The organism is Martinezella lusitana (genome assembly GCF_900094565.1).
In the GTDB taxonomy this organism is placed as follows: Bacteria; Pseudomonadota; Alphaproteobacteria; order Rhizobiales; family Rhizobiaceae; genus Rhizobium; species Rhizobium lusitanum.
In genome coordinates this window covers 70,701-90,257 of the sequence record NZ_FMAF01000004.1, presented here as the reverse complement: position 1 = coordinate 90,257, position 19,557 = coordinate 70,701, and the positions used below count along the sequence as shown (strand labels likewise).

19 protein-coding genes are annotated in these 19,557 nt (G+C 61.8%); 14 read left to right on the top strand and 5 right to left on the bottom strand.

The window, feature by feature from the left end; genetic code table 11:
* The first annotated feature begins 5 nt into the window (after nt 1-5).
* Genes GA0061101_RS09790 through GA0061101_RS09765 form a run of 6 tightly spaced genes read left to right on the top strand, consistent with a single transcriptional unit; the run spans nt 6 to nt 5,691 of the window.
* On the top strand, nt 6-758 hold the full coding sequence (locus tag GA0061101_RS09790) for an ABC transporter ATP-binding protein (RefSeq protein ID WP_047638507.1): 753 nt from the start codon (nt 6-8) through the stop codon (nt 756-758).
* Entirely contained in the window at nt 755-1,483 is a 729-nt protein-coding gene (locus tag GA0061101_RS09785; protein ID WP_037192224.1) for an ABC transporter ATP-binding protein, read from the top strand. Before GA0061101_RS09790 ends, GA0061101_RS09785 begins: the two co-directional genes overlap by 4 nt.
* Nucleotides 1,480-2,376: a branched-chain amino acid ABC transporter permease gene (locus GA0061101_RS09780; protein WP_037192222.1), complete on the top strand. Its 897-nt coding sequence runs from the start codon at nt 1,480-1,482 to the stop codon at nt 2,374-2,376. The genes GA0061101_RS09785 and GA0061101_RS09780 overlap by 4 nt, the downstream gene beginning before the upstream one ends.
* Nucleotides 2,373-3,392: a branched-chain amino acid ABC transporter permease gene (locus tag GA0061101_RS09775; protein ID WP_037192220.1), complete on the top strand. Its 1,020-nt coding sequence runs from the start codon at nt 2,373-2,375 to the stop codon at nt 3,390-3,392. The genes GA0061101_RS09780 and GA0061101_RS09775 overlap by 4 nt, the downstream gene beginning before the upstream one ends.
* A gap of 41 nt (nt 3,393-3,433) precedes the next feature.
* Nucleotides 3,434-4,219: a coniferyl-alcohol dehydrogenase gene (locus GA0061101_RS09770; RefSeq protein WP_037192217.1), complete on the top strand. Its 786-nt coding sequence runs from the start codon at nt 3,434-3,436 to the stop codon at nt 4,217-4,219.
* 26 nt (nt 4,220-4,245) lie between these two features.
* Nucleotides 4,246-5,691: an aldehyde dehydrogenase gene (locus GA0061101_RS09765; RefSeq protein ID WP_037192214.1), complete on the top strand. Its 1,446-nt coding sequence runs from the start codon at nt 4,246-4,248 to the stop codon at nt 5,689-5,691.
* Nucleotides 5,692-5,770: 79 nt separating this feature from the next.
* On the opposite strand, the gene GA0061101_RS09760 is transcribed toward GA0061101_RS09765, so the two are convergent.
* Complete coding sequence (locus tag GA0061101_RS09760; RefSeq protein ID WP_037192212.1) at nt 5,771-6,601, bottom strand: p-hydroxycinnamoyl CoA hydratase/lyase; 831 nt, start codon at nt 6,599-6,601, stop codon at nt 5,771-5,773.
* 47 nt (nt 6,602-6,648) lie between these two features.
* A complete protein-coding gene (locus GA0061101_RS09755; protein WP_051963301.1) occupies nt 6,649-8,220 on the bottom strand; it encodes an AMP-binding protein in 1,572 nt (523 codons plus the stop codon).
* A 204-nt stretch (nt 8,221-8,424) separates the two neighbouring features.
* Between GA0061101_RS09755 and GA0061101_RS09750 the strand changes: the two genes are divergently transcribed.
* Both GA0061101_RS09750 and GA0061101_RS09745 read left to right on the top strand, forming a co-directional pair.
* Nucleotides 8,425-8,868, top strand: coding sequence for a MarR family winged helix-turn-helix transcriptional regulator (locus GA0061101_RS09750; RefSeq protein WP_092573624.1), 444 nt, complete (start codon nt 8,425-8,427; stop codon nt 8,866-8,868).
* Nucleotides 8,869-8,948: 80 nt separating this feature from the next.
* Entirely contained in the window at nt 8,949-9,662 is a 714-nt protein-coding gene (locus GA0061101_RS09745; RefSeq protein WP_037192206.1) for a FadR/GntR family transcriptional regulator, read from the top strand.
* Here GA0061101_RS09745 and GA0061101_RS09740 read toward each other — a convergent pair.
* Nucleotides 9,634-11,061, bottom strand: coding sequence for an aspartate ammonia-lyase (locus GA0061101_RS09740; RefSeq protein ID WP_037192203.1), 1,428 nt, complete (start codon nt 11,059-11,061; stop codon nt 9,634-9,636). The two genes, GA0061101_RS09745 and GA0061101_RS09740, sit on opposite strands and share 29 nt — an antisense overlap.
* Nucleotides 11,062-11,333: 272 nt before the next feature.
* Here GA0061101_RS09740 and GA0061101_RS09735 point away from each other — a divergent pair, with 272 nt between their 5' ends.
* On the top strand, nt 11,334-12,785 hold the full coding sequence (locus GA0061101_RS09735) for an amino acid permease (RefSeq protein WP_037192201.1): 1,452 nt from the start codon (nt 11,334-11,336) through the stop codon (nt 12,783-12,785).
* A complete protein-coding gene (locus tag GA0061101_RS09730; protein ID WP_037192199.1) occupies nt 12,782-13,744 on the top strand; it encodes an asparaginase in 963 nt (320 codons plus the stop codon). The genes GA0061101_RS09735 and GA0061101_RS09730 overlap by 4 nt, the downstream gene beginning before the upstream one ends.
* A gap of 70 nt (nt 13,745-13,814) precedes the next feature.
* On the opposite strand, the gene GA0061101_RS09725 is transcribed toward GA0061101_RS09730, so the two are convergent.
* Nucleotides 13,815-14,060, bottom strand: a complete 246-nt coding sequence (locus tag GA0061101_RS09725) for an SMc00767 family acetate metabolism repressor (protein WP_037192196.1) — start codon at nt 14,058-14,060, stop codon at nt 13,815-13,817.
* 27 nt (nt 14,061-14,087) lie between these two features.
* Complete coding sequence (gene aceA, locus GA0061101_RS09720) at nt 14,088-15,377, bottom strand: isocitrate lyase (protein WP_037192194.1); 1,290 nt, start codon at nt 15,375-15,377, stop codon at nt 14,088-14,090.
* Nucleotides 15,378-15,585: 208 nt separating this feature from the next.
* Here aceA and GA0061101_RS09715 point away from each other — a divergent pair, with 208 nt between their 5' ends.
* The 4 genes from GA0061101_RS09715 (at nt 15,586) to GA0061101_RS09700 (ending at nt 19,552) form a co-directional block, all read left to right on the top strand.
* Nucleotides 15,586-16,998: a helix-turn-helix domain-containing protein gene (locus GA0061101_RS09715; RefSeq protein WP_037192192.1), complete on the top strand. Its 1,413-nt coding sequence runs from the start codon at nt 15,586-15,588 to the stop codon at nt 16,996-16,998.
* 168 nt (nt 16,999-17,166) lie between these two features.
* Nucleotides 17,167-18,003 (top strand): transporter substrate-binding domain-containing protein, encoded by an 837-nt coding sequence (locus GA0061101_RS09710; protein ID WP_037192190.1) that lies wholly within the window; start codon nt 17,167-17,169, stop codon nt 18,001-18,003.
* Nucleotides 18,004-18,032: 29 nt separating this feature from the next.
* The gene (locus tag GA0061101_RS09705) at nt 18,033-18,782 is read left to right on the top strand and encodes an amino acid ABC transporter permease (RefSeq protein WP_047554825.1); all 750 of its coding nucleotides are present in this window, start codon (nt 18,033-18,035) and stop codon (nt 18,780-18,782) included.
* On the top strand, nt 18,779-19,552 hold the full coding sequence (locus tag GA0061101_RS09700) for an amino acid ABC transporter permease (RefSeq protein WP_037192187.1): 774 nt from the start codon (nt 18,779-18,781) through the stop codon (nt 19,550-19,552). The genes GA0061101_RS09705 and GA0061101_RS09700 overlap by 4 nt, the downstream gene beginning before the upstream one ends.
* Nucleotides 19,553-19,557 lie beyond the last annotated feature (5 nt).

Sequence of the window (19,557 nt, the reverse complement as noted above, 5' to 3'; positions counted from 1 at the left end):
GCATCGTGCAGGTCAAAGAGCAACAGCGGCCGGGACAGGACTTTCTGGCGGCCAAGGGGATCCACAAGCGCTTCGGGGCGCTTGTGGTTCTGGAAAATCTCGATTTTTCAATGGGCGATGGCGATGCCGTTGGCATCGTCGGCCCGAACGGGGCTGGCAAGACGACGCTTCTCAGCGTGCTGGCCGGTGCATTTCCACCGAATGCCGGAACCATCACCTTCGGCGGACAGAACGTCACGGCGCTGACGGCGGCCGACCGCTGCCGCTCCGGTCTCGTCAGGACACACCAGATCCCGAAGCCCTTCAGCGGCATGACGACGTTCGAGAACGTCTTTGTCGCTGCTTCGCACGGCAAGACATCCGGTCGCGACGAGGCCTATGGACGCGTCGTCGATTCCCTGCGGCTTTGCGGCATGCTCGGCGTTGCCAATCGCCGCGCCGATACGCTTGGCCTGCTCGATCGCAAGCGCCTGGAGCTTGCCAGGGCGCTTGCGACCGGCCCACGGCTGCTGCTGCTCGACGAGATCGGCGGCGGGCTGACCGATGGCGAGGCGAGTGAGCTGGTGGAGACCATTCTCGAATTGCGCCGCCGCGGCATCGGCATCGTCTGGATCGAGCATATCGTCCATATCTTGCTGCAGGTCGTCGAACGGTTGATCTGCATGGATGCCGGCAAGATTATTGCCGACGGCAATCCGAAGACTGTCATGAGCGATGCCGAAGTCGTGCGCGCCTATCTTGGAGGAGCGCCCGTATGAGCACGCTTTCCATTCGAGATCTGGATGTTCGCCATGGTCTGTTGCAGGCGGTGCGCGGCGTGAGCTTCGACCTTGCCAAGGGCGACGTGCTCGCGCTCGTGGGTGCCAATGGCGCCGGCAAGACGACATTGCTGCGCTCCATCGCCGGTGCTCATCTTCCGGCCGGCGGCCAGATCCTTCTCGACGGCGAGGATGTCACCGCCGTTCCCTCACACAAGCGCATCGTCAGGGGCATTGCCCTGGTGCCGGAGGGACGGCGGCTGTTTTCGCAGATGACGGTGGAGGAAAATCTGCTGCTCGGCAAAAGCGCCGGCCGCAAGGGGGAGTGGACGGTCGAGCGGGTCTTCGACGCCTTTCCGAACCTGAAGCCGCGCCGCCATGCCAAGACCGGACATCTCTCCGGGGGCGAGCAGCAGGCGACCGCGATCGGCCGGGCGCTGATGAGCAATCCCGACATTCTGCTGCTTGACGAAGTATCGCTCGGCCTGTCGCCGCTGGTGGTCGACCGCGTCTATCAGCAGCTGCAAAGCCTATTGTCGTCGGGCACGACGATTATTCTCGTCGAACAGGATCTGACGCGGGCAATGAGCGTCGCAAGCCGTGTCATCTGCATGCTCGAAGGCCGCATCGTGCTCGACAGGCCGGCAGCCGGCGTGACGCGCGAGGATGTCACCCGGGCCTATTTCGGACTGCATCGGGCAACCGCTGAAAGGAGCGCGTCGTGATCAACACCTTGCTTCAAGGCGTCCTGCTCGGCGGCTACTACGCCGTCATCGCCTGCGGACTGTCCTTTATGTTCTCGGTCATGCGCATCATCAATCTCGCGCATGGCAGTCTTGCCGTCGTTGCCGCCTACGGTCTTTGGCTGCTGGCGTCCAAACTCGCGATCCCACCCTTTGCCGGCCTGCTGATCGTACTGCCCGTCATGGCCATGCTTGGCTGGCTGTTGCAGAGGTTCGTGCTGGAGCGCAGCGCGCGCGGCGGCACGCTGCTGCCGATCCTGACGACCTTCGGTCTGTCGATCGTGATCGACAATCTGCTGTTCGAACAGTTCGGAGCCGACACGCGCTCACTCGCGCCGTTCATCGGCAATCTCTCCTATGCCTCCTGGCAATTGCCCGGCCATATCTTCGTCGGCAAGCTTGCCGTGCTGATGATGGTGACCGCCATCGTCATCCTCGGTGGCCTTCAGTTCTTCCTCAGCCGTTTCGCGCTCGGCCGTTCGATCCGGGCCACGGCGGAAGATCCGGATACCGCAGGGCTTGTCGGTATCGATGCCCGTAGGGTCAACGCGGTTGCGACCGCGATCACCATGGTCACGGTCGGCATCGCCGGCGCATTCCTGGCGATGCGGGCGACCTTCAATCCCTATTCGGGCGGGCCGCAATTGCTGTTTGCCTTCGAAGCGGCTGTCATCGGTGGCGCCGGCTCGCTATGGGGAACCCTGCTCGGCGGCATCGTTCTCGGTCTGGCGCAATCGATCGGCGCCCAGATTCATCCGCAAGGCTTCCTGATCGGCGGCCACATCGCCTTCCTGCTCGTCCTCTTCGTTCGGCTCCATCAGTTCGGCATGCCCGGACTCGGCAGGATCCGCGCTCTTCTTCGGAGCCCGACATGACCGTGATCGCACCCGGAATATCCGTCGAACGCTGGACGGCTTCGTCCCGCCTGACATTGGCTGTGATGACAGTCGTGGCGATCCTGCTGGCGGCCTCGCCTGCCTTCATGGGAGCCGGTGTCATCGACCGGATGACGGCTCTCTTCATCTACGTGATCCTCGCCGCCATGTGGAATGCCCTGGCGGGCTTCGGCGGCCTCGTTTCCGTCGGCCAGCAGGTCTTCTTCGGTCTCGGCGCTTATTTCACCATCCGCCTGGCTGATGCAGGGCTCGATCCCTTCGTTTCGCTCTTCGTCGCCGCGATCGTCACCGGCATTCTTTCGGTTCCGCTTTCATGGTTCATGCTGCGGCTGAAGGGCGGGGAGTTTGCGATAGGCATGTGGGTGATCGCCGAGCTCGCCCATCTGCTCGTCAATCTCGACCGGCTCATCCAGGGGGAAACGGGCACCTCGCTCATTGCACTGAACGCCTATGACAGCGGCACGCGGCGGGTGACGATCTACTGGCTGGCGCTTGCCGCGATGATTGCCCTGCTCGGCGCCCTCTTTGCCCTCATGCGCAGCCGCGCCGGCGCTGCGATGCAGGCGATCCGTGACAACGAGGATGCGGCAACCTCCGTCGGCGTGCGGGTTGCGGCCACCAAGAGATTGCTCTTTGTGCTGGCTGCCTTCGGCATCGCCGTCGCCGGCGGCCTCTGGCTGGCAACGGCCACCACCTTCCAGCCGAAGACCTATTTCAGCGTGCAGTGGACCGCTTATATGATCTTTATGGTGCTCGTCGGCGGCATCGGCAAATTCGAGGGGGCAATCCTCGGCGCTGTGCTCTTTTTCGTCATCGAGACCGTCTTCGGCGGAACGGGGGTCTGGTATCTGGTTGGCCTCGGGGCCGCAGCGCTGCTCTTCTCCCTCTATCTGCCACAGGGCCTCTGGGGCGCGATCGAGCGACGGTTCGATCTGCAACTGCTGCCCGTCGGCTACCGGCTGACGTTTTCAGATCTCTTCAAGGCCAAACAGTAGCGGCGACGTCCGTCGTCGCATTTCATGAGAAAGGTGAAATCATGCTTTTCGGCAAGACCATCCTCGTCACTGGGGTCGCTTCGGGTATCGGCGCGCGCACCGCCGAACTTGCGGGGCAGATGGGCGCTGACATTATCGGCGTCGATGTCCGCGAGCCGTCGTCGGGCATCAGTTCCTTCATCAAGGGCGATATCTCGACCGCCGAAGGCGTAGCGGACATCGTCCGCCAATTGCCCAACCGCGTCGATGCTCTGGCCAATGTCGCAGGGCTTTCCGGAAGCACCGGCGTCGCGGCAACGCTTGCAGTCAATTTCTACGGTTTGCGTACGCTTTCCGAGGCGGTCGCACCCCGCCTGCGCGAGGGCGGGGCGATCGTCAATGTCGCCTCGATCGCGGGCTATGGCTGGCGCGCCAATCTGGAGCGAGCAAAGAAGCTGACGGCAATCGAAGGCTTTCCTGATGTCGCCGGTCTCGTCGCGGAGCATGGTTTGAAGAACGAAGAGGGCTATCCGCTGTCCAAGGAGCTGCTGCTGCTCTGGACCATGCGGGCCGCACATCAAGCGCTCTTCAAGGATCGCGGCATTCGCGTCAACGCCGTCAGCCCTGGTCCCGTCGAAACGCGGATCCTCAAGCAGTTCCGCGCCGTGCTTGGCGACGCCCGCGTCGACAGCGATATCACGCGCGTCGGCCGGGCGGGTACCTCAGCCGACATCGCCCCTGCCATCCTGTTCTTGTGCTCGGACGGTGCGCGCTGGATCAATGGCGCCAATCTCCCCACCGATGGCGGGCTTGAAGCCTCCATCAATGCCGACGTGCTCGGCTTCTAGATATTATTCGCATCAGGAGACAAGAGATGAACATTTCCCTTCTCATTAACGGCGTCGACAGGCCGGCCGCCAGCGGCCGGACCTATGACCGTCTGGACCCCTTTACCGAAAAGCTGGCAAGCCGGGCGCCGGCGGTCGGCCTCGAGGACGTGGCGGCTGCGATCGAAGCCGCATCCAACGCCTTCCCAGCCTGGGCGAGCACCGGCCCCGGCCAGCGCCGCGCGATCCTGGCAAAAGCGGCCGATATCATGGATGCCAAGGTCGGCGAGTTCACGACGCTGATGATGGAGGAGACGGGAGCGACCGCGCCTTGGGCCGGCTTCAACGTCATGCTTGCCGCCAATATCCTGCGCGAAGCGGCCGCCATGACGACGCAGATCGGCGGCGAGATCATTCCTTCCGACAAGCCCGGCACGCTCGCCATGGGCATCCGCCAGGCGGCCGGCGTTTGCCTGGCGATCGCGCCCTGGAATGCGCCTGTCATCCTGGCGACGCGGGCCATTGCCATGCCGATCGCCTGTGGCAACACGGTGATCCTGAAGGCTTCCGAACAATGCCCCGGCACGCAGCGGCTGATCGCGACGGCCCTGACGGAAGCAGGCCTGCCGGCTGGCGTCATCAACGTCATCACCAATGCGCCCGAGGATGCGCCCCGGATCGTCGAGGCACTGATCGCGCATCCCGCAGTGCGCCGTGTCAATTTCACCGGCTCGACCAAGGTGGGCAAGATCATCGCTGAACTCAGCGGCAAGCATCTGAAACCGGCTCTGCTGGAACTCGGCGGCAAGGCGCCGCTGGTGGTGCTGGAGGATGCCGATATCGATGGTGCCGTCAACGCGGCAATCTTCGGCGCCTTCATGCACCAAGGCCAGATCTGCATGTCGACCGAGCGCATCATCGTGCATCAGGCGATCGCCGACGCCTTCGTCGCCAAGCTTGCGGCGCGCGCCAGCGCGCTGCCGGCGGGCGATCCGCGCGGCCATGTGGTGCTGGGTTCGCTGATCAGCCTCGATGCAGCCAAGAAGATGGAGGAGCTGATCGCCGACGCACAGGCCAAGGGAGCCAAACTGATAGCCGGCGGCAAGCGCAGCGGAACGGTGGTGGAGGCGACGTTGCTCGATTTCGTCACACCGGATATGCGCGTCTATGCGGAAGAATCCTTTGGGCCGGTGAAGCCGATCATTCGTGTGGCAAGCGAGGATGAGGCGGTACGGATTGCCAACGACACCGAATACGGCCTGTCGTCGGCCGTCTTCAGCCGCGACGTACAGCGCGCGCTTGCCGTTGCCGGACGCATTCAGTCCGGTATTTGCCATATCAACGGCCCGACTTTAAACGATGAAGCGCAGATGCCGTTCGGCGGCGTCAAGGGCAGCGGCTACGGCCGCTTCGGCGGTAAGGCTGCGATCGCCGAATTCACCGATCTGCGCTGGATCACCATCGAAGATTCCGCGCAGCACTATCCCTTCTGATCAAACGACGTTGCGGCGGCCAGTTCCCGCTGGCCGCCGCGAATTATAGCATCAATCCATGTATTCGCGCCGACAACGGCTACCGCTTGTAGGCACCAAGACCCGGCCGATAGGCCTTGTCGTCGAGGAACTGCTTGAGGCCCTCGTCGCGTCCTCCCGTTTTGTCGAGAAACAGCATCTGCTCGAGCTTGGCATAGATGTAATCATCGGCCAGATCCCAGGGCAGATTGCGCACGCGCTTGAACGTGTCCTTGGCGGCCTTGAGCACGACCGGGTTCTTCTCGAGGAGGATAGCGCAAATAGCGCGCACGCGGATTTCGAGCTGTTCCAGCGGCACGGATTCGTTGACGAGGCCCATGTCGCGGGCCTTCTGTCCGCCAAAGGTTTCTCCGGTCATGATGTAGTAGAGGGAGTCGCGGTGGTTCATTACTTCGGCAACGGCGCGGGTAACGTTGCCGCCGGGCAGGATGCCCCAGTTGATTTCGGAGAGGCCGAAGGTTGCTTCGTCGGCTGATATCGCGAGATCGCAGGCGACCAGCGGCGTGAAGGCGCCCCCGAAGCACCAGCCGTTGACCATGGCGATCGTCGGCTTTTCAAAATACATCAGCCGGCTCCACCAGCCGCCGGATTGCCGGCGGCTCTTCAGCGTCGCATCGCGCGGCTTGCCGTCATTGTCGCGGAAGTATTCCTTGAGATCCATGCCGGCCGACCAGGATGAGCCTGCTCCGCGCAGGACCAGAACGCCGCACCGCTCATCGCCTTCAAGATCGTCCAGGACTTCGAGCATGCGCGTGTTGAGCGCAGGATTCATCGCGTTGCGTTTATCGGGGCGATTCAACGTCACGAAGGCGATGCCATTGTCGAATTCGACAAGCACCGGATCGGCCGTGGTCTTCTCAATTTCCGTCATCTGTCTCTCCTGCTCATCTTTAGTGTTTCAGTCATGCCTGCCGACCGTCAAAACGGCTTCGGATCGGTGTCGGTATGTGATTGTCTGAGGATATGCTTTTGCGCCTTGCCGGATGCGGTGCGCGGAATGGCTTCAAGGAAGATGACGCGTAGCGGGCGCTTGTAGGTAGCAAGGCGGGCTGCGCAATGGCTGAGGATGTCCTCGGCAAGCACTTCGGGGGAGGCCGGTACGACGAAGGCCACGCCGCTCTCGCCCCATCGCGGATCGGGGATGCCGATGACGGCGACATCACGCACGGCCGGATGCGTTGCGATGACAGCTTCGACCTCGGCCGGGAAGACATTCTCGCCGCCGCTGATATACATGTCTTTCAGCCGGTCGGGTATGTAAAGCAGACCGGTTTCGTCGCGCCTGCCGAGATCGCCGGTTCGATACCATCCGTCGACGAAGGCGCTGGCCGTTTCCTTCGGCTTGTTCCAGTAGCCCGGCGTCACAGCCGGCCCGCGCAGCCAGATCTCGCCGACGTCGCCATCGGCGGCATCGGTTCCATCCGATGCCATGAGGCGGATCTCGGTGAGCGGGGCGGCGAAGCCGACGCTGCCGGGATGGGCCGATATCAGGTCCTTGTCGAGCGGCATGTGCAGGACGGTGCCGGCCTCGCTCATGCCATAGCCGTTGACGAGGGCAACGCCGTCTTCGAGGAAAGACTCAATCAGGGCCGGCGAAAGCGGAGCGCCGCCGATGAAGATCGCTTTCAGAGCCTTCAAGGCAGCGGGATTCCAATGGGGCGATGCGCGCAATGCCGAGGCCATCTGGGGAATGGCGAAATAATGCGTTATGCCGAGGGCCGTATCGCCGAGGACAGAGAGGGTTCGCCCAGGCTGGAAGCGGTCCGAGATGACCAGCCGTCCGCCCATGAGAAGCGTCGTTCGTGCGATCGCGATGATGCCGATCGTGTGGAAGAGCGGCAGGTCGCAGAGGGTGACGGATTGCGACGTCACTTCTCCGACCAGCGCGAAATTGATTGCCGAGAAGAAGGCGTTGCGCCTGGTGATGATCACGCCCTTCGGAGTGCCGGTCGTGCCTGACGTGTAGAGGATGATGCAAGGCGTATCCGCCGCAATTCGCCCGCCGGCACGAGGGCGCGCGCCCTGCAGACGAGCAAGAAACCCAGCCTCACCCTCCACGATCAGCTGTGGTGGCAGGAGGGGACCGGTTTCGCCGGCGATTTCGCTGAATTCCCGATCCACGATCAGCATGTGCGGGCGGCAATCGGCGAGGATCTGCTGAAGTTCGGTTGCGCTCAAACGCCAATTGAGCGGCACGAAGACCGCGCCGAGGCGCTGGCAACCGAGGCATGCGATGATTTCGGCAATCGAGTTGCGGCCAAGATAAGCGATGCGCGGATGATCCTCGCCGCCCGGCAGGACCTTTGCCAGCCACCCGGCGCAGCGTGAGGCCAGTTCATTCAGCTCGCCATAGCTCAAATGCCGGCCTGTCGCCACCTCGATCACCGCCGGCCGGTTCGGGCTGACTTTGGCCCGAAAGACAAGCGGATCGTCGGTCTCCAACCCCACCGCGCCGATTGCCTCACCTATGTGCTGCGAGACCTGTTGCATTTGCTCCTCCACCTCGCCACTCCCATAGCGAAATTTGTATGCAACACATACAATATTTTACCTGCTCTCCTCAAGGGAAATTTGCTGCCGGCATGGAATTGTGCTTCTAAGACTGCCAGGCGCATTGACTGTGCCGGGCAGGGAGGAGTGATGGCGGTCGGAAATCGTGGGGAAAAGGCGCAAAGGCAGGATGGCGCTGACGACATGCGCCGGATTGACACCAGCTCCTTGGAGGACATCCTCGGATTTCACCTGCGCATGGCCAATGTTGCGCTTTATCATGATTTCTCGCGAGCCATGGAAGACCTTGGCCTGACGCAGAAGCAGGTCGCCGTGCTGGAACTGATCGCGCAGAACGAGGGGGCGAGCCAGATCGATATAGCGGCAACTCTCGGCATGGATCGTGCGACGATGATGTCGCTCGTCAATAGGTTGGAGGATCGCAACCTGGTTGCGCGCCGCCCGTCTCCCGTCGACCGCCGTCGCCAGCAGCTGATCCTGACGGGCGAGGGTCAGGAGATCCTTGCAGCGTGCCGCGATCTGATCGCGGCCCACGAGCGGAAATTCACCGGGCGCTTCTCCAAAGAGGAGCTGAAAACCTTTGTCGGCTTTCTGAAACGCGTCTATGCCGGCGACAGTTCGGGTTGAGGCTGGCGCGCCGGGACAGGGGCTGTCTTTCCAAGCCTCGTTTGTTGACAAGCATGGAATGTTTATAAAGGTTGGGTGTCATGAGTGAGGTGGCTGATTGGTTATCTTATACAAGGCCGATCAGTCGGAAGAACGCCGCTGAGGCGGTGTTCGACGATATTCGTTCGGCAATTACATCGGGACGGTTGGCGGTCGGGACGCGGCTGCCCGCCGAGTCGCAGCTTGCCGGACACTATGGGGTGAGCCGCCCCATCGTCCGCGAGGCGCTCCGCTCGCTGCAGACCTTGGGCTTCACGCAAACCCGCACCGGCAGCGGCACCTTCGTGGTCACGTCCACGCCCAGTCCGGAGTTGCACTATGGCGGCTATTCGGCGCGTGATCTGATCGAGGCGCGGCCTTTCATCGAGGTGCCGGCGGCCGGTTGGGCGGCGCTGCGGCGCACGGACGCGCAATTGGCGCGATTGCTGGGACTATGCGACGAGATGGACAGGCAGGAAGACCCCTATAAATGGGTGCAGCTCGACTCTGAATTTCACAGCATGATCGCAGAGGCCTCCGGTAATGCCGTGTTTGCAAAGATCGTTGCGGATGCCCGCGACGCGCTGATGCGCCAATCGGAACTGGTCAACATGATGGCGCAGCGGCGTGTGGCCTCGAATGTCGAGCACCGCCAGATCGTCGAGGCGATCGTGGCGGGCTCGGAGCAGGCGGCCATCGCAGCGATGGAGGCCCATCTCGGTCAGGTCGAGCGCGTGGTGACGACCATCATCGGCGAGGATCAGCCGCAGCGTTGACCACAATGGGCAGGTTGGCGAGCCTTTCCGGCCGGAGCGCCTCGAAAAGTTGCTCGGCGGTCAAATGGCCATGCTGCAGCACGATTTCCGGCACGGTACGGCCGGTTGCCAGCGCCTCACGGGCAACCTGTGTCGCCGCCTGATAGCCGATTAGTGGGTTGAGCGCTGTCGCAAGGCCGAGCGATTCCTGCAGACGCTGTGCCATGATGGCGGGATTGGCGGTGATGCCGTCGACGCAACGTTCGGCAAGGATATGGCAGGCCGCCGTCAGATGCGTGATGCTCTCCGACAGCGAGCGCACGATGATCGGTTCGAAGGCATTGAGCTGCAGCTGACCTGCCTCTGCAGCCATGGTCACGGTGATGTCGTTGCCGATCACCGAGAAGGCGACCTGATTGACCATCTCCGGGATCACCGGATTGATCTTGCCCGGCATGATGCTCGATCCGGCCTGCATGGCCGGCAGGTTGATCTCGCCGATGCCAGCTCGAGGGCCGGAAGACAGCAGACGCAAATCATTGCAGGTCTTCGACAATTTGACGGCCACGCGCTTCAGCACACCCGACAGATGGACGAATGCGCCGGGATCCTGCGTGGCTTCGATCAGGTCGCTAGCTGTCACAAGTGGACGTCCGGTCAATCGCGCGAGATGAGCGCAGGCAAGTGCTGCATAGCCGGCCGGCGCATTGAGGCCGGTGCCGATGGCGGTCGCGCCGAGGTTGACTTCGTGCAGAAGGGCAGCGGATTCGATGAGGCGGGATCTGTCTTCGCCAAGCATCACGGCAAAGGTCCGGAACTCCTGGCCGAGCGTCATCGGCACGGCATCCTGCAATTGGGTGCGACCGACCTTCAGGAGGCTGTCGAATTCCTTGGCCTTGCGTTCGAAAGCCTCCTGCAGCATCTGCATCGCCGCCGCAAGCCCGTCGATCGCTTCGATCAGCGCGACATTGACCGCCGTCGGATAGGCGTCGTTGGTCGACTGGCTGAGATTGACGTGATCGTTCGGATGAAGGCGGGCATAGTCGCCTTTGGCGTGGCCGAGCAGTTCGAGCGCCCGGTTGGCAATGACCTCGTTGGCATTCATGTTGGTCGATGTGCCAGCGCCGCCCTGGATGACATCCACCACGAATTGCTCATGAAGCTCGCCGGCACGAATCTCGCGGCAGGCCCGCACGATGGCGTCGAGCCTTTCCTTGTCGAGCAGGCCAAGCTCGTGATTGGCAAGGGCGGCGGCCTCCTTGACGAAGGCAAGGCCACGGATGAGATGCGTGTAACGTCCGATCGGCGTGCCCGTCACCTGGAAGTTTTCCAAGGCTCTGGCGGTATGCACCCCCCAATAGACAGTGGCCGGAATATCCTTCGAACCCAGCAAATCATACTCGCTTCGCGTCGTGTCCACATTATCCTCCTATAGCGTAGATCGAGCTAAATCTGTCAAGCTGTATGACAGATTTAAGGAGCTGTTATCTGCTGCGGCAAACAACGTCAATAAGCCAGTGCGCGACTTGACCTCCGCCCCACAAAATGTCTATGAGGAAAAATCTGTCATACAGCATTACAGGAAGGCTGGCGATCATAACCTGCCGATCGATGGTCTGATCAACTGAAAGGCATCCTGTCGGGTACGAGACCCGGAACTGTCTACGGAAAAAATGGCTCAAGGGAGGAGCAATGTCAGTCGAACCTATTCAGAATGTGCCGGCGGACCGCCGGCCACCGGTCGATGAAGATCTCGGCTACCACAAGGCGCTGAAGCCGCGGCAGATCCAGATGATCGCCATCGGCGGCGCGATCGGCACAGGGCTTTTCCTCGGTGCTGGCGGCCGGCTCGCCGCGGCCGGTCCGGCCCTGATCTTCGTCTATGCGATCTGCGGCTTCTTCGCTTTCCTGGTGCTGCGTGCGCTCGGTGAATTGATCATGCACCGTCCGAGCTCCGGCTCCTTCGTTTCCTATGCCCGCGAGTTCTACGGCGAGAAGATGGCATTTGCGGTCGGCTGGATGTATTGGCTGAACTGGGCCATGACCTCGGTTGCCGATGTTACGGCCGTTGCCCTCTATATGAATTTCTTCAAGCATTATGTGCCCTGGCTGGCCGGCATCGACCAATGGGTATTTGCGCTGATTGCACTGATGGTCGTGCTGTTCATGAACCTTTTGTCGGTCAAGGTCTTCGGCGAGCTGGAATTCTGGTTCAGCCTGGTCAAGGTCCTGGCGCTCGTCAGCTTCCTGATCGTCGGCATCTATTTCGTCGTCTCCGGAACCCCGATTGCCGGTCATTCGGCAGGCTTCAGCATCATCCGCGATAGCGGAGGCTTCTTCCCGAGCGGCATTCTGCCGGCCTTCGTCATCATCCAGGGCGTGGTCTTCGCCTATGCCTCGATCGAACTGATCGGCACGACTGCGGGCGAGACGGAGGATCCGCGCAAGGTCATGCCGCGTGCGATCCGCACGGTGGTCGCCCGCCTTCTCGTCTTCTACGTCGGTTCGGTGCTGCTCCTATCGCTGCTTCTGCCCTATACGGCCTATAAGGCAGGCGAGAGCCCCTTCGTCACCTTCTTCGGCGCCATCGGTGTCGAAGGTGCCGATATCATCATGAATCTCGTCGTACTGACGGCCGTGCTTTCCTCGCTGAACGCCGGCCTCTATTCGACCGGCCGCATCCTGCATTCGATGGCCGTCTCCGGTTCGGCGCCGGCAGCGCTTGCCAAGATGAACAAGGCCGGCGTGCCCTATGGCGGCATCGCGGTCACCGCCGCCGTCACCGTCATCGGCGTCGCGCTCAATGCCGTCGTTCCGTCGTCGGCTTTCGAGATCGCGCTGAACCTTTCGGCTCTGGGCATCATCTGCGCATGGGGCGTCATCGTGTTGTGTCAGCTCAAGCTGTGGAAGCTTTCGCAGCGCGGCGAGATGGCGCGGCCGGATTTCCGCATGTTCGGTGCGCCCTATACCGGCATTTTGACCCTCGTATTCCTGTTTGCCGTGCTGGTGCTGATGGCGCTGGATTATCCGGTTGGCACCTGGACGATCGCCTCGCTTGTCCTGATCGCCCCGGCCCTGGTGATCGGATGGTATCTGCTGCGCGACCGTATCCAGCAGCTGGCGGTCGAGCGGGGTGAGGCGTGACCGCAGGAAAGACCAATCCGCTGGTGGCGGTCATTGCCACCGGCGGCACCATCGCAAGCGAGCGTGCCGACAACGGCGCCAGCAAGCCGTCTCTGACGGGAGAAAGCCTGCTGTCGCTGCTGCCCGACATGCCGGTGATGCTGAGGCCCATCGAGCTGATGGCGAAGGATTCGGCGAGCCTCACGCTCGCCGACATGCAGGAGATCAGCGACAGGGTCGGCGATTTGCTTGACGACGCCGATGTGAGCGGCATCGTCGTCCTGCACGGCACCGATGCGATGGAGGAAACGGCGCTGCTCGTCCATTTGCAGCATGAGTTGAACAAGCCCGTCCTGTTCACCGGCGCGCAATTCACGGCGGACCATCCCAAAGCTGACGGGCCTGCCAATCTCACAGCCGCCATTGCGGCCGCCGCCGATCAGGCCAATATGGGGCGCGGCGTACTCGTCTGTTTTGGCGGCAGGCTGCTGCCGGCCTGGGGGCTCTATAAATATTCCTCCGATGTCGTGGATGCTTTCCGGCAGGCGCGACCAATCGACAATCCGGCAAGTCCGCGCTTGGCGACATCGCTCGGCAAAGTTCGCGTCGACATGGTAGCGATCTATCCGGGTTGCGATTCCGTGCACGTGGATGCGAGCCTGAGGGCAGGGGCCGACGGCATCGTGCTTGCGGCCCTCGGCTCGGGCAATGCCAATTCCCGCCTGGTCGAAGCCGTCAAGCGTTGCGAGAGCGCCGGCGTTCCCGTTGTCGTGTCGAGCCGGGTGCCGGATGGCCTGCTGATGTCGAGCTATGGCGGCGGCGGTGGCGGACATGATCTTGTCGAAGCCGGAGCTATCCATTCCTCGACGTTGAGACCCGGTCAGGCCAGGATCTTGCTTGCCGCTCTTATCGCTTCCGGCGCAACGGCTGAATTCACGGCGCAGGCATTCGATGATTTCAATCCGGGCGCAACCGTATAGGGCGCCAATGGTAGGCGGGCCGGCCCTCGGATGAGGTCACAGCCCGCAGATGGTTGACCGATGCTCCTGCCTAAGCCGGCCGTGCCGCGTTGGCGACGACGACGGGGATCAGCAGGTCACCCCAGTTGCCATCGCCGCCATGGTGGCGGGCCGAGCGAACCAGCTCAACGGAGACGCCGGCGTCGACCGCATTCATGACCGCCTGGTTGAGGCGATGCAGCTCGTTGGCCAGCATGCGGATAACGGCCTGCTGGTCGGCATTCATGGTGAGAGATTGCTCCTCGGCTCTCTCGCGAACGCGTGCTATGGATGGCATGTCATTCTCCTCCTGTTGAGCTCAATATTACTCTGCTGCCGGCTTGAACTGGGCGTGTTCGGTCGATCCGTGCATGGCCGTGGTCGATGACTGGCCGCCGGTGATTGCCAGCGACACCGCATCGAAATAACCGGTGCCCACTTCTCGCTGATGCTTGGTTGCGGTGTAGCCATTGGCCTCGGCGGCGAATTCGGCCTGCTGCAGTTCGGAATAGGCGGCCATCTGGCGGGCCTTGTAGCCGCGGGCGAGTTCGAACATGCCGAAGTTCAGCTGGTGGAAGCCGGCAAGCGTGATGAACTGGAATTTGTAGCCCATCGCGCCGAGTTCGCGTTGGAACTTGGCGATCGTTGCGTCGTCCAGGTTTTTCTTCCAGTTGAAGGACGGCGAGCAATTATAGGCGAGAAGCTTGCCCGGATGGGCGCGATGCACCCCTTCGGCGAACCTGCGCGCCTGCTCGAGATCCGGCTTCGACGTCTCGCACCAGATGAGATCGCAATGCGGTGCGTAGGCGACGGCGCGGGCGATGCAGGGGTCGATGCCGTTCCTGACCTGATAGAAGCCTTCGACCGTGCGGCCGGCATCGTAGTCGACGAAGGGCTGATCGCGCTCGTCGATATCCGAAGTCAGAAGCTTGGCGGCCTCAGCGTCGGTACGCGCAACGACCAATGTCGGCACGCCCATGACGTCGGCAGCCAGGCGAGCGGCGTCGAGATTGCGTATATGGGCTGCCGTTGGAATGAGAACCTTGCCGCCGAGATGGCCGCATTTCTTCTCCGACGCCAGCTGATCCTCGAAATGGACGCCGGCAGCACCCGCCTCGATATAGGCCTTCATGATCTCGAAGGCGTTGAGGGGACCACCGAAGCCTGCCTCGGCATCGGCAACGATCGGTGCGAACCAGGTGTCGACAGAAAGACCCTTGCCCTCGGCGGTCTCGATCTGGTCTGCCCGTTGCAGGGTCCGATTGATACGCTTGGCCAGTTCCGGGCCTGCATTGGCGGGGTAGAGGGACTGGTCGGGATACATGGCCGAGGCAGTATTGGCATCGGCTGCGACCTGCCAGCCCGAGAGATAGATCGCCTTCAGCCCGGCGCGGACCATCTGCATGGCCTGATTGCCCGAGAGCGCGCCGAGCGCGTTGACGAAATCCTCTTCATGAATGAGCTGCCACAAGCGGTTCGCTCCCATCTCTGCTAGGGAATGGCGAATGGTGATCGATCCGCGCAGCCGCTTCACATCCTCGACCGTATAGGGCCGCTCAACACCATCGAAGCGTCCGCCAGGCGCGTTCGGAACCAGTTTGTAAAAATCTGTCATGCGAATCTCCCAAGGCTGTTCTGCTGATCGTTTGATCGATGTGGATTGCGTGACTATTTTTACAAGATAGTAGCGCCAGACACCAGAAGAACGAGAAGAACGCATTAGATAAAAGGGTTATGATGTGCTATTGTTGACGGCGGCCGTCAGTAAAGTTGTAAATTTTGTAAAATTTAGGCGAAGCGAAAATTTGTAAAGGGAATGACAAATGGCTGAGCGCAAGATCTTTGCCGGGCCGCGGGTTCGGCGCATCCGCATGGGTCTCGGCCTGACGCAGACGACCATGGCGCAGGCGCTGGATATTTCGCCGTCCTATCTCAATCTCATCGAGCGCAATCAGCGGCCGCTGACCGTGCAGCTGCTTTTGAAGCTGTCTGGTGTCTACAAGATCGACCTTGACGAATTACAGGGCGAGCAGGGCGGTAATGCCGGGCAATTGCGCGAGATCTTTGCCGATCCGCTGCTGGTCGGCGAGATCCCCGCCGATCAGGAGCTGATCGAGCTTGCTGAGGCCGCGCCAAACGCGGCAAACGGTATGATCCGGCTCTATCGCGCCTATCGCGAGCAGGCGGCCAGGCTGTCCGATCTCGCCGAACTCCTGGCCCGCGAAGGCCGGGTTGCTGATGTCGCCGGCCCGCGTCTGCCGCTCGACGAGGTGCACGACCGGTTGCAGGGGCGGCCAAATTTCTTTGCCCGCATCGAGGATGCCTCAGAAGCGTTCCACTCACGTCTTGCGCCCGGCGACGACATGGCGGGCGCCCTGAAAACGTGGCTGAAAAGCGAGCACGGCATTGCGGTGCGCCTGCTGCCGGTGCGCGCCATGCCGGGCCTGCGCCGGCGTTACGACCGCCATTCGATGCGCCTGTTTCTTTCCGAGCGCTTGTCGCCTTTCGACCAGCTACGGGAGATCGCAACCGAGGTCTCCCTGCTGGCATTGCGTGACGAGATTGCCGCTGAACTGGACTCGCTCGCTCTCTCGACGCCTGAAGCCAAGCGGATCGCCCGTTTCGAGCTGGCGCGCTATGCTTCGCATGCTCTGCTGATGCCTTATGGCGCCTATCTTTCGGCAGCGCAGCGCCTGCATTATGACATCGATGGGCTCGGCACCCGCTTCGGGGTTTCCTACGAGCAGGCCGCCACGCGTCTGACGACCTTGCAGCGCCCCGGCGCCTCGGGCGTCGCCTTCTTCCTGATGGAAATCGACAGCGCCGGCCATCGCCTGCGCAAGGCGGGTGCGCAGGGCTTTCCGCAGGCTCGTTTCGGCGGAGGCTGTCCCAAGCTCAATATTCACGCCGCCTTCGCCCAGTCAGGGCAGATACTGGTCGAGGCGACGGAAATGCCCGATGGTGCAGGCTTTCTGACGATATCGCGCACCGTTGAAGGTCCTCAGGCGGACTTTGGCGAAAGGGTGCGCCGCACGGCACTTCTCATCGGCTGCGACATTGCCCATCGCGATGAGGTCATCTATGGCAAGGCGCTCGGTTCGACACCGGTGACGATCGGTCCGGCCTGTCGATTGTGTGAGCGTCAGGGCTGTCTGGCGAGAGCCGAACCACCTGTGACGCGCCCGCTTGGCCTCGACGAAATGGCGGCGGGCCTCAGTGTCTTTGATTTTCAATGATCGCGTTGGTCGTCGTTATCGGCGCGGGCGTAATGGCAAATGAAGCACGTTAAAATCTATGGTTTATATGGGTAATTGTTGCGCCGATCCCTCTATAAATAGTATTTGATTCCTCGCGTGGTGCGCTCGCCCTCTCTAGGTTCCGCGCAGACAAGGAGCCTGACATTCATGAATTTTGCCAAGCGAACATCTGCTGCCATTTTTGCCGCTGCTCTTTCCTGCGGCGCGCTTTTTACCACGATCGCCCACGCTGATGCGACGCTCGATCGCATCAAGGGGCGCGGCGCGCTGACGGTCGGCGTCATCCTGTCAGGTGCGCCTTTCGGCTATATCGATCCGGCAAGCCAGGAGCAGAAGGGGTATAACCTCGACATCGCCAAGGCGCTCGCCGACAAGCTCGGCGTCAAGCTGGAAACGGTGACGGTGACGCCGCCGAACCGGGTGCAGTTTCTGCAGCAGGGCAAGGTCGACATCCTGATTGCCAACATGCAGTACACGGAAGAGCGCGCCAAGATCCTTGATTACGTGCCGACGCCCTATGACCGAAGCGGCGGCGCCGCCGTCGGCCGCAAGGACAGCGGTTTGAAGGACTGGAGCGACCTGAAGGGCAAGCCGGTCTGTGTTTCTCAGGGCTCGAACTACACCCAGCCGCTGATCGAACAATACGGCGCCGAAGTGAAGGCGCTGCCGAGCCAGCCGGAATCGCTTCTGGCGCTGCAGGGCGGCAATTGCGTTGCGGCCGTGCATGTCGGTGCGACGGTCGGCCTGCTTCTTCAGGATCGTCCGGAAGACTGGAAGGACTACAAGATCCTGTTCCCCACTGAGCTCGTTCCGTCGGATTCGGTGATCTGGCTGCGCAAGGGCGAAGGCGATACGAGCGCTGCGCTCGACAAGGCAATCCTTGAGCTGCATGCCAACGGCAAGCTTCTCGACTATGCCAAGGCGAACCGCCTGCTCAACACGACCTTCCTGGAAGAAGAACACAAGAAGCTCGAGGCCAAGTGACCTTGTCGGTCGCTTGAGGAGCGGATTGCATGGGGAATTCGATTCTTCAGACCTTCATCGGCTGGACTGGCAAGATTGGGCTCCACTACGAGTTCCTGTCCAGCGGCTATGAATCGCAGATCTGGCGTGGTGGTTTCATCACCACGCTTTATCTGATTGTGCTGCTCATTCCGATCAGCCTGCTTTTTGGCCTGATTTTTGCCGCCATGCTGACGTCCGGCCGCAAGGCCTTGTCCGCGCCGGTCAGAGCTTTCATCGAAGTCACCCGCAATACGCCGACGCTGGTGCAGCTGATGTTCAGCTTTCTCGTGCTGAACACGCTCGTTTCCAATGGGCTCGGCGGTGCGCAGCATAATCCTTTGACGCCGTTCTTCTGGGTGGTCGCGGTCGTTGGGCTGCATGTGGCAGCGCTCCATGCCGATGCGCTTCGCGCCGGCATCGAGGCCGTGCCGGAGCAGACGGTAGAGGCGGCCCGCGCGATCGGCTTCACCCGGTTACAGATCCTGCGCTTCGTGGCCATACCGCTTGCCGTCAGGGCCTCGCTGCCGGCGATCGTCAACAACATGATCAATCTGGTGAAGCTGACCACCGTCGGCAATGCGATCGCGGTAAGCGAGATCACCTATGCCTCGATCATGGTCTGGACCCAGCGCGATAATGTCGTCGAGCTGATGATCGTCATTCTGCTGTTCTTCAGCGCCATCAACCTTGCCGTGGCCAGGATCGGGCGCTGGGTCGAGAAGCGGCTCGCTGTGCCGGGCTTCGGGGTCGGCACATGAGCGTCGCAAAACTCTCCTCTGCTCCTTCGAGAAACTGGTTGGTCTGGGCGTTTGGCGCTCTGGTCGTGGCGGCTGTCGTTTGGCTGCTTGCCGATCTCTCGCTGCTGCATGTGCTGATCGAATGGCTGCCCTACCTCGGCAGCGGCTTCCTGATGAATATCCTCATCAGCCTACTCGCTATGGCGGGTGGGACCTTATTGGGCGTGGCGCTCGGCATTCTCGAGCTGACGCCGCTGAAGATCGTCCGCTATCCGGTCGTTCTCTATGTGCAGGTCTTCCGCAACGCGCCGCACTTGGTGCTGATCTTTGCCACGACCTATATCTTTCCTTTCGAAATCGTCGTATTCGGCCACTATCTGCCCTTTCCCGACTGGCTAAAGGCGGTGATCGGACTTGCCATTCCGGCCAGCGCCTATGTCGCCGAGATCACGCGCGGGGCCATCCAATCGATCCCGACGACGCAATGGGAAGCGTCAAAGGGGCTCGGCTTTTCCCGGCTGCAGGCGCTGCGCTGGATCATCCTGCCGCAATGCGCCCGCCGCTCGCTGCCACCCTGGATGAACCTCTTTGCCTCGATCACGATGGCGAGCGCGCTCGCCTCGCTGGTCGGCGTGCATGAGTTGCTGCATGCCGCGACAGACGCCAGTACTGCCGTGCGCCGGTTGGATTTTACCGTACTCGCCTATTTAGTAGTGATGACGGCTTTCTTTGCCCTCTGCTATCCCATTTCCAGCCTGACGCGCCGCCTCGAGCGTCGCCTCAAAGCATAAGGAGC

What these genes read in the sequence shown, in the direction of transcription:
- GA0061101_RS09785 (WP_037192224.1), top strand. Translation starts at nt 755, where the DNA reads ATGAGCACGCTTTCCATTCGAGATCTGGATGTTCGCCATGGTCTGTTG.
- GA0061101_RS09755 (WP_051963301.1), bottom strand. Translation starts at nt 8,220, where the DNA reads ATGCAACAGGTCTCGCAGCACATAGGTGAGGCAATCGGCGCGGTGGGG.
- GA0061101_RS09725 (WP_037192196.1), bottom strand. Translation starts at nt 14,060, where the DNA reads ATGCCATCCATAGCACGCGTTCGCGAGAGAGCCGAGGAGCAATCTCTC.
- GA0061101_RS09705 (WP_047554825.1), top strand. Translation starts at nt 18,033, where the DNA reads ATGGGGAATTCGATTCTTCAGACCTTCATCGGCTGGACTGGCAAGATT.
- GA0061101_RS09710 (WP_037192190.1), top strand. Translation starts at nt 17,167, where the DNA reads ATGAATTTTGCCAAGCGAACATCTGCTGCCATTTTTGCCGCTGCTCTT.
- GA0061101_RS09760 (WP_037192212.1), bottom strand. Translation starts at nt 6,601, where the DNA reads ATGACGGAAATTGAGAAGACCACGGCCGATCCGGTGCTTGTCGAATTC.
- GA0061101_RS09735 (WP_037192201.1), top strand. Translation starts at nt 11,334, where the DNA reads ATGTCAGTCGAACCTATTCAGAATGTGCCGGCGGACCGCCGGCCACCG.
- GA0061101_RS09700 (WP_037192187.1), top strand. Translation starts at nt 18,779, where the DNA reads ATGAGCGTCGCAAAACTCTCCTCTGCTCCTTCGAGAAACTGGTTGGTC.
- GA0061101_RS09770 (WP_037192217.1), top strand. Translation starts at nt 3,434, where the DNA reads ATGCTTTTCGGCAAGACCATCCTCGTCACTGGGGTCGCTTCGGGTATC.
- GA0061101_RS09775 (WP_037192220.1), top strand. Translation starts at nt 2,373, where the DNA reads ATGACCGTGATCGCACCCGGAATATCCGTCGAACGCTGGACGGCTTCG.
- aceA (WP_037192194.1), bottom strand. Translation starts at nt 15,377, where the DNA reads ATGACAGATTTTTACAAACTGGTTCCGAACGCGCCTGGCGGACGCTTC.
- GA0061101_RS09765 (WP_037192214.1), top strand. Translation starts at nt 4,246, where the DNA reads ATGAACATTTCCCTTCTCATTAACGGCGTCGACAGGCCGGCCGCCAGC.
- GA0061101_RS09745 (WP_037192206.1), top strand. Translation starts at nt 8,949, where the DNA reads ATGAGTGAGGTGGCTGATTGGTTATCTTATACAAGGCCGATCAGTCGG.
- GA0061101_RS09750 (WP_092573624.1), top strand. Translation starts at nt 8,425, where the DNA reads ATGCGCCGGATTGACACCAGCTCCTTGGAGGACATCCTCGGATTTCAC.
- GA0061101_RS09715 (WP_037192192.1), top strand. Translation starts at nt 15,586, where the DNA reads ATGGCTGAGCGCAAGATCTTTGCCGGGCCGCGGGTTCGGCGCATCCGC.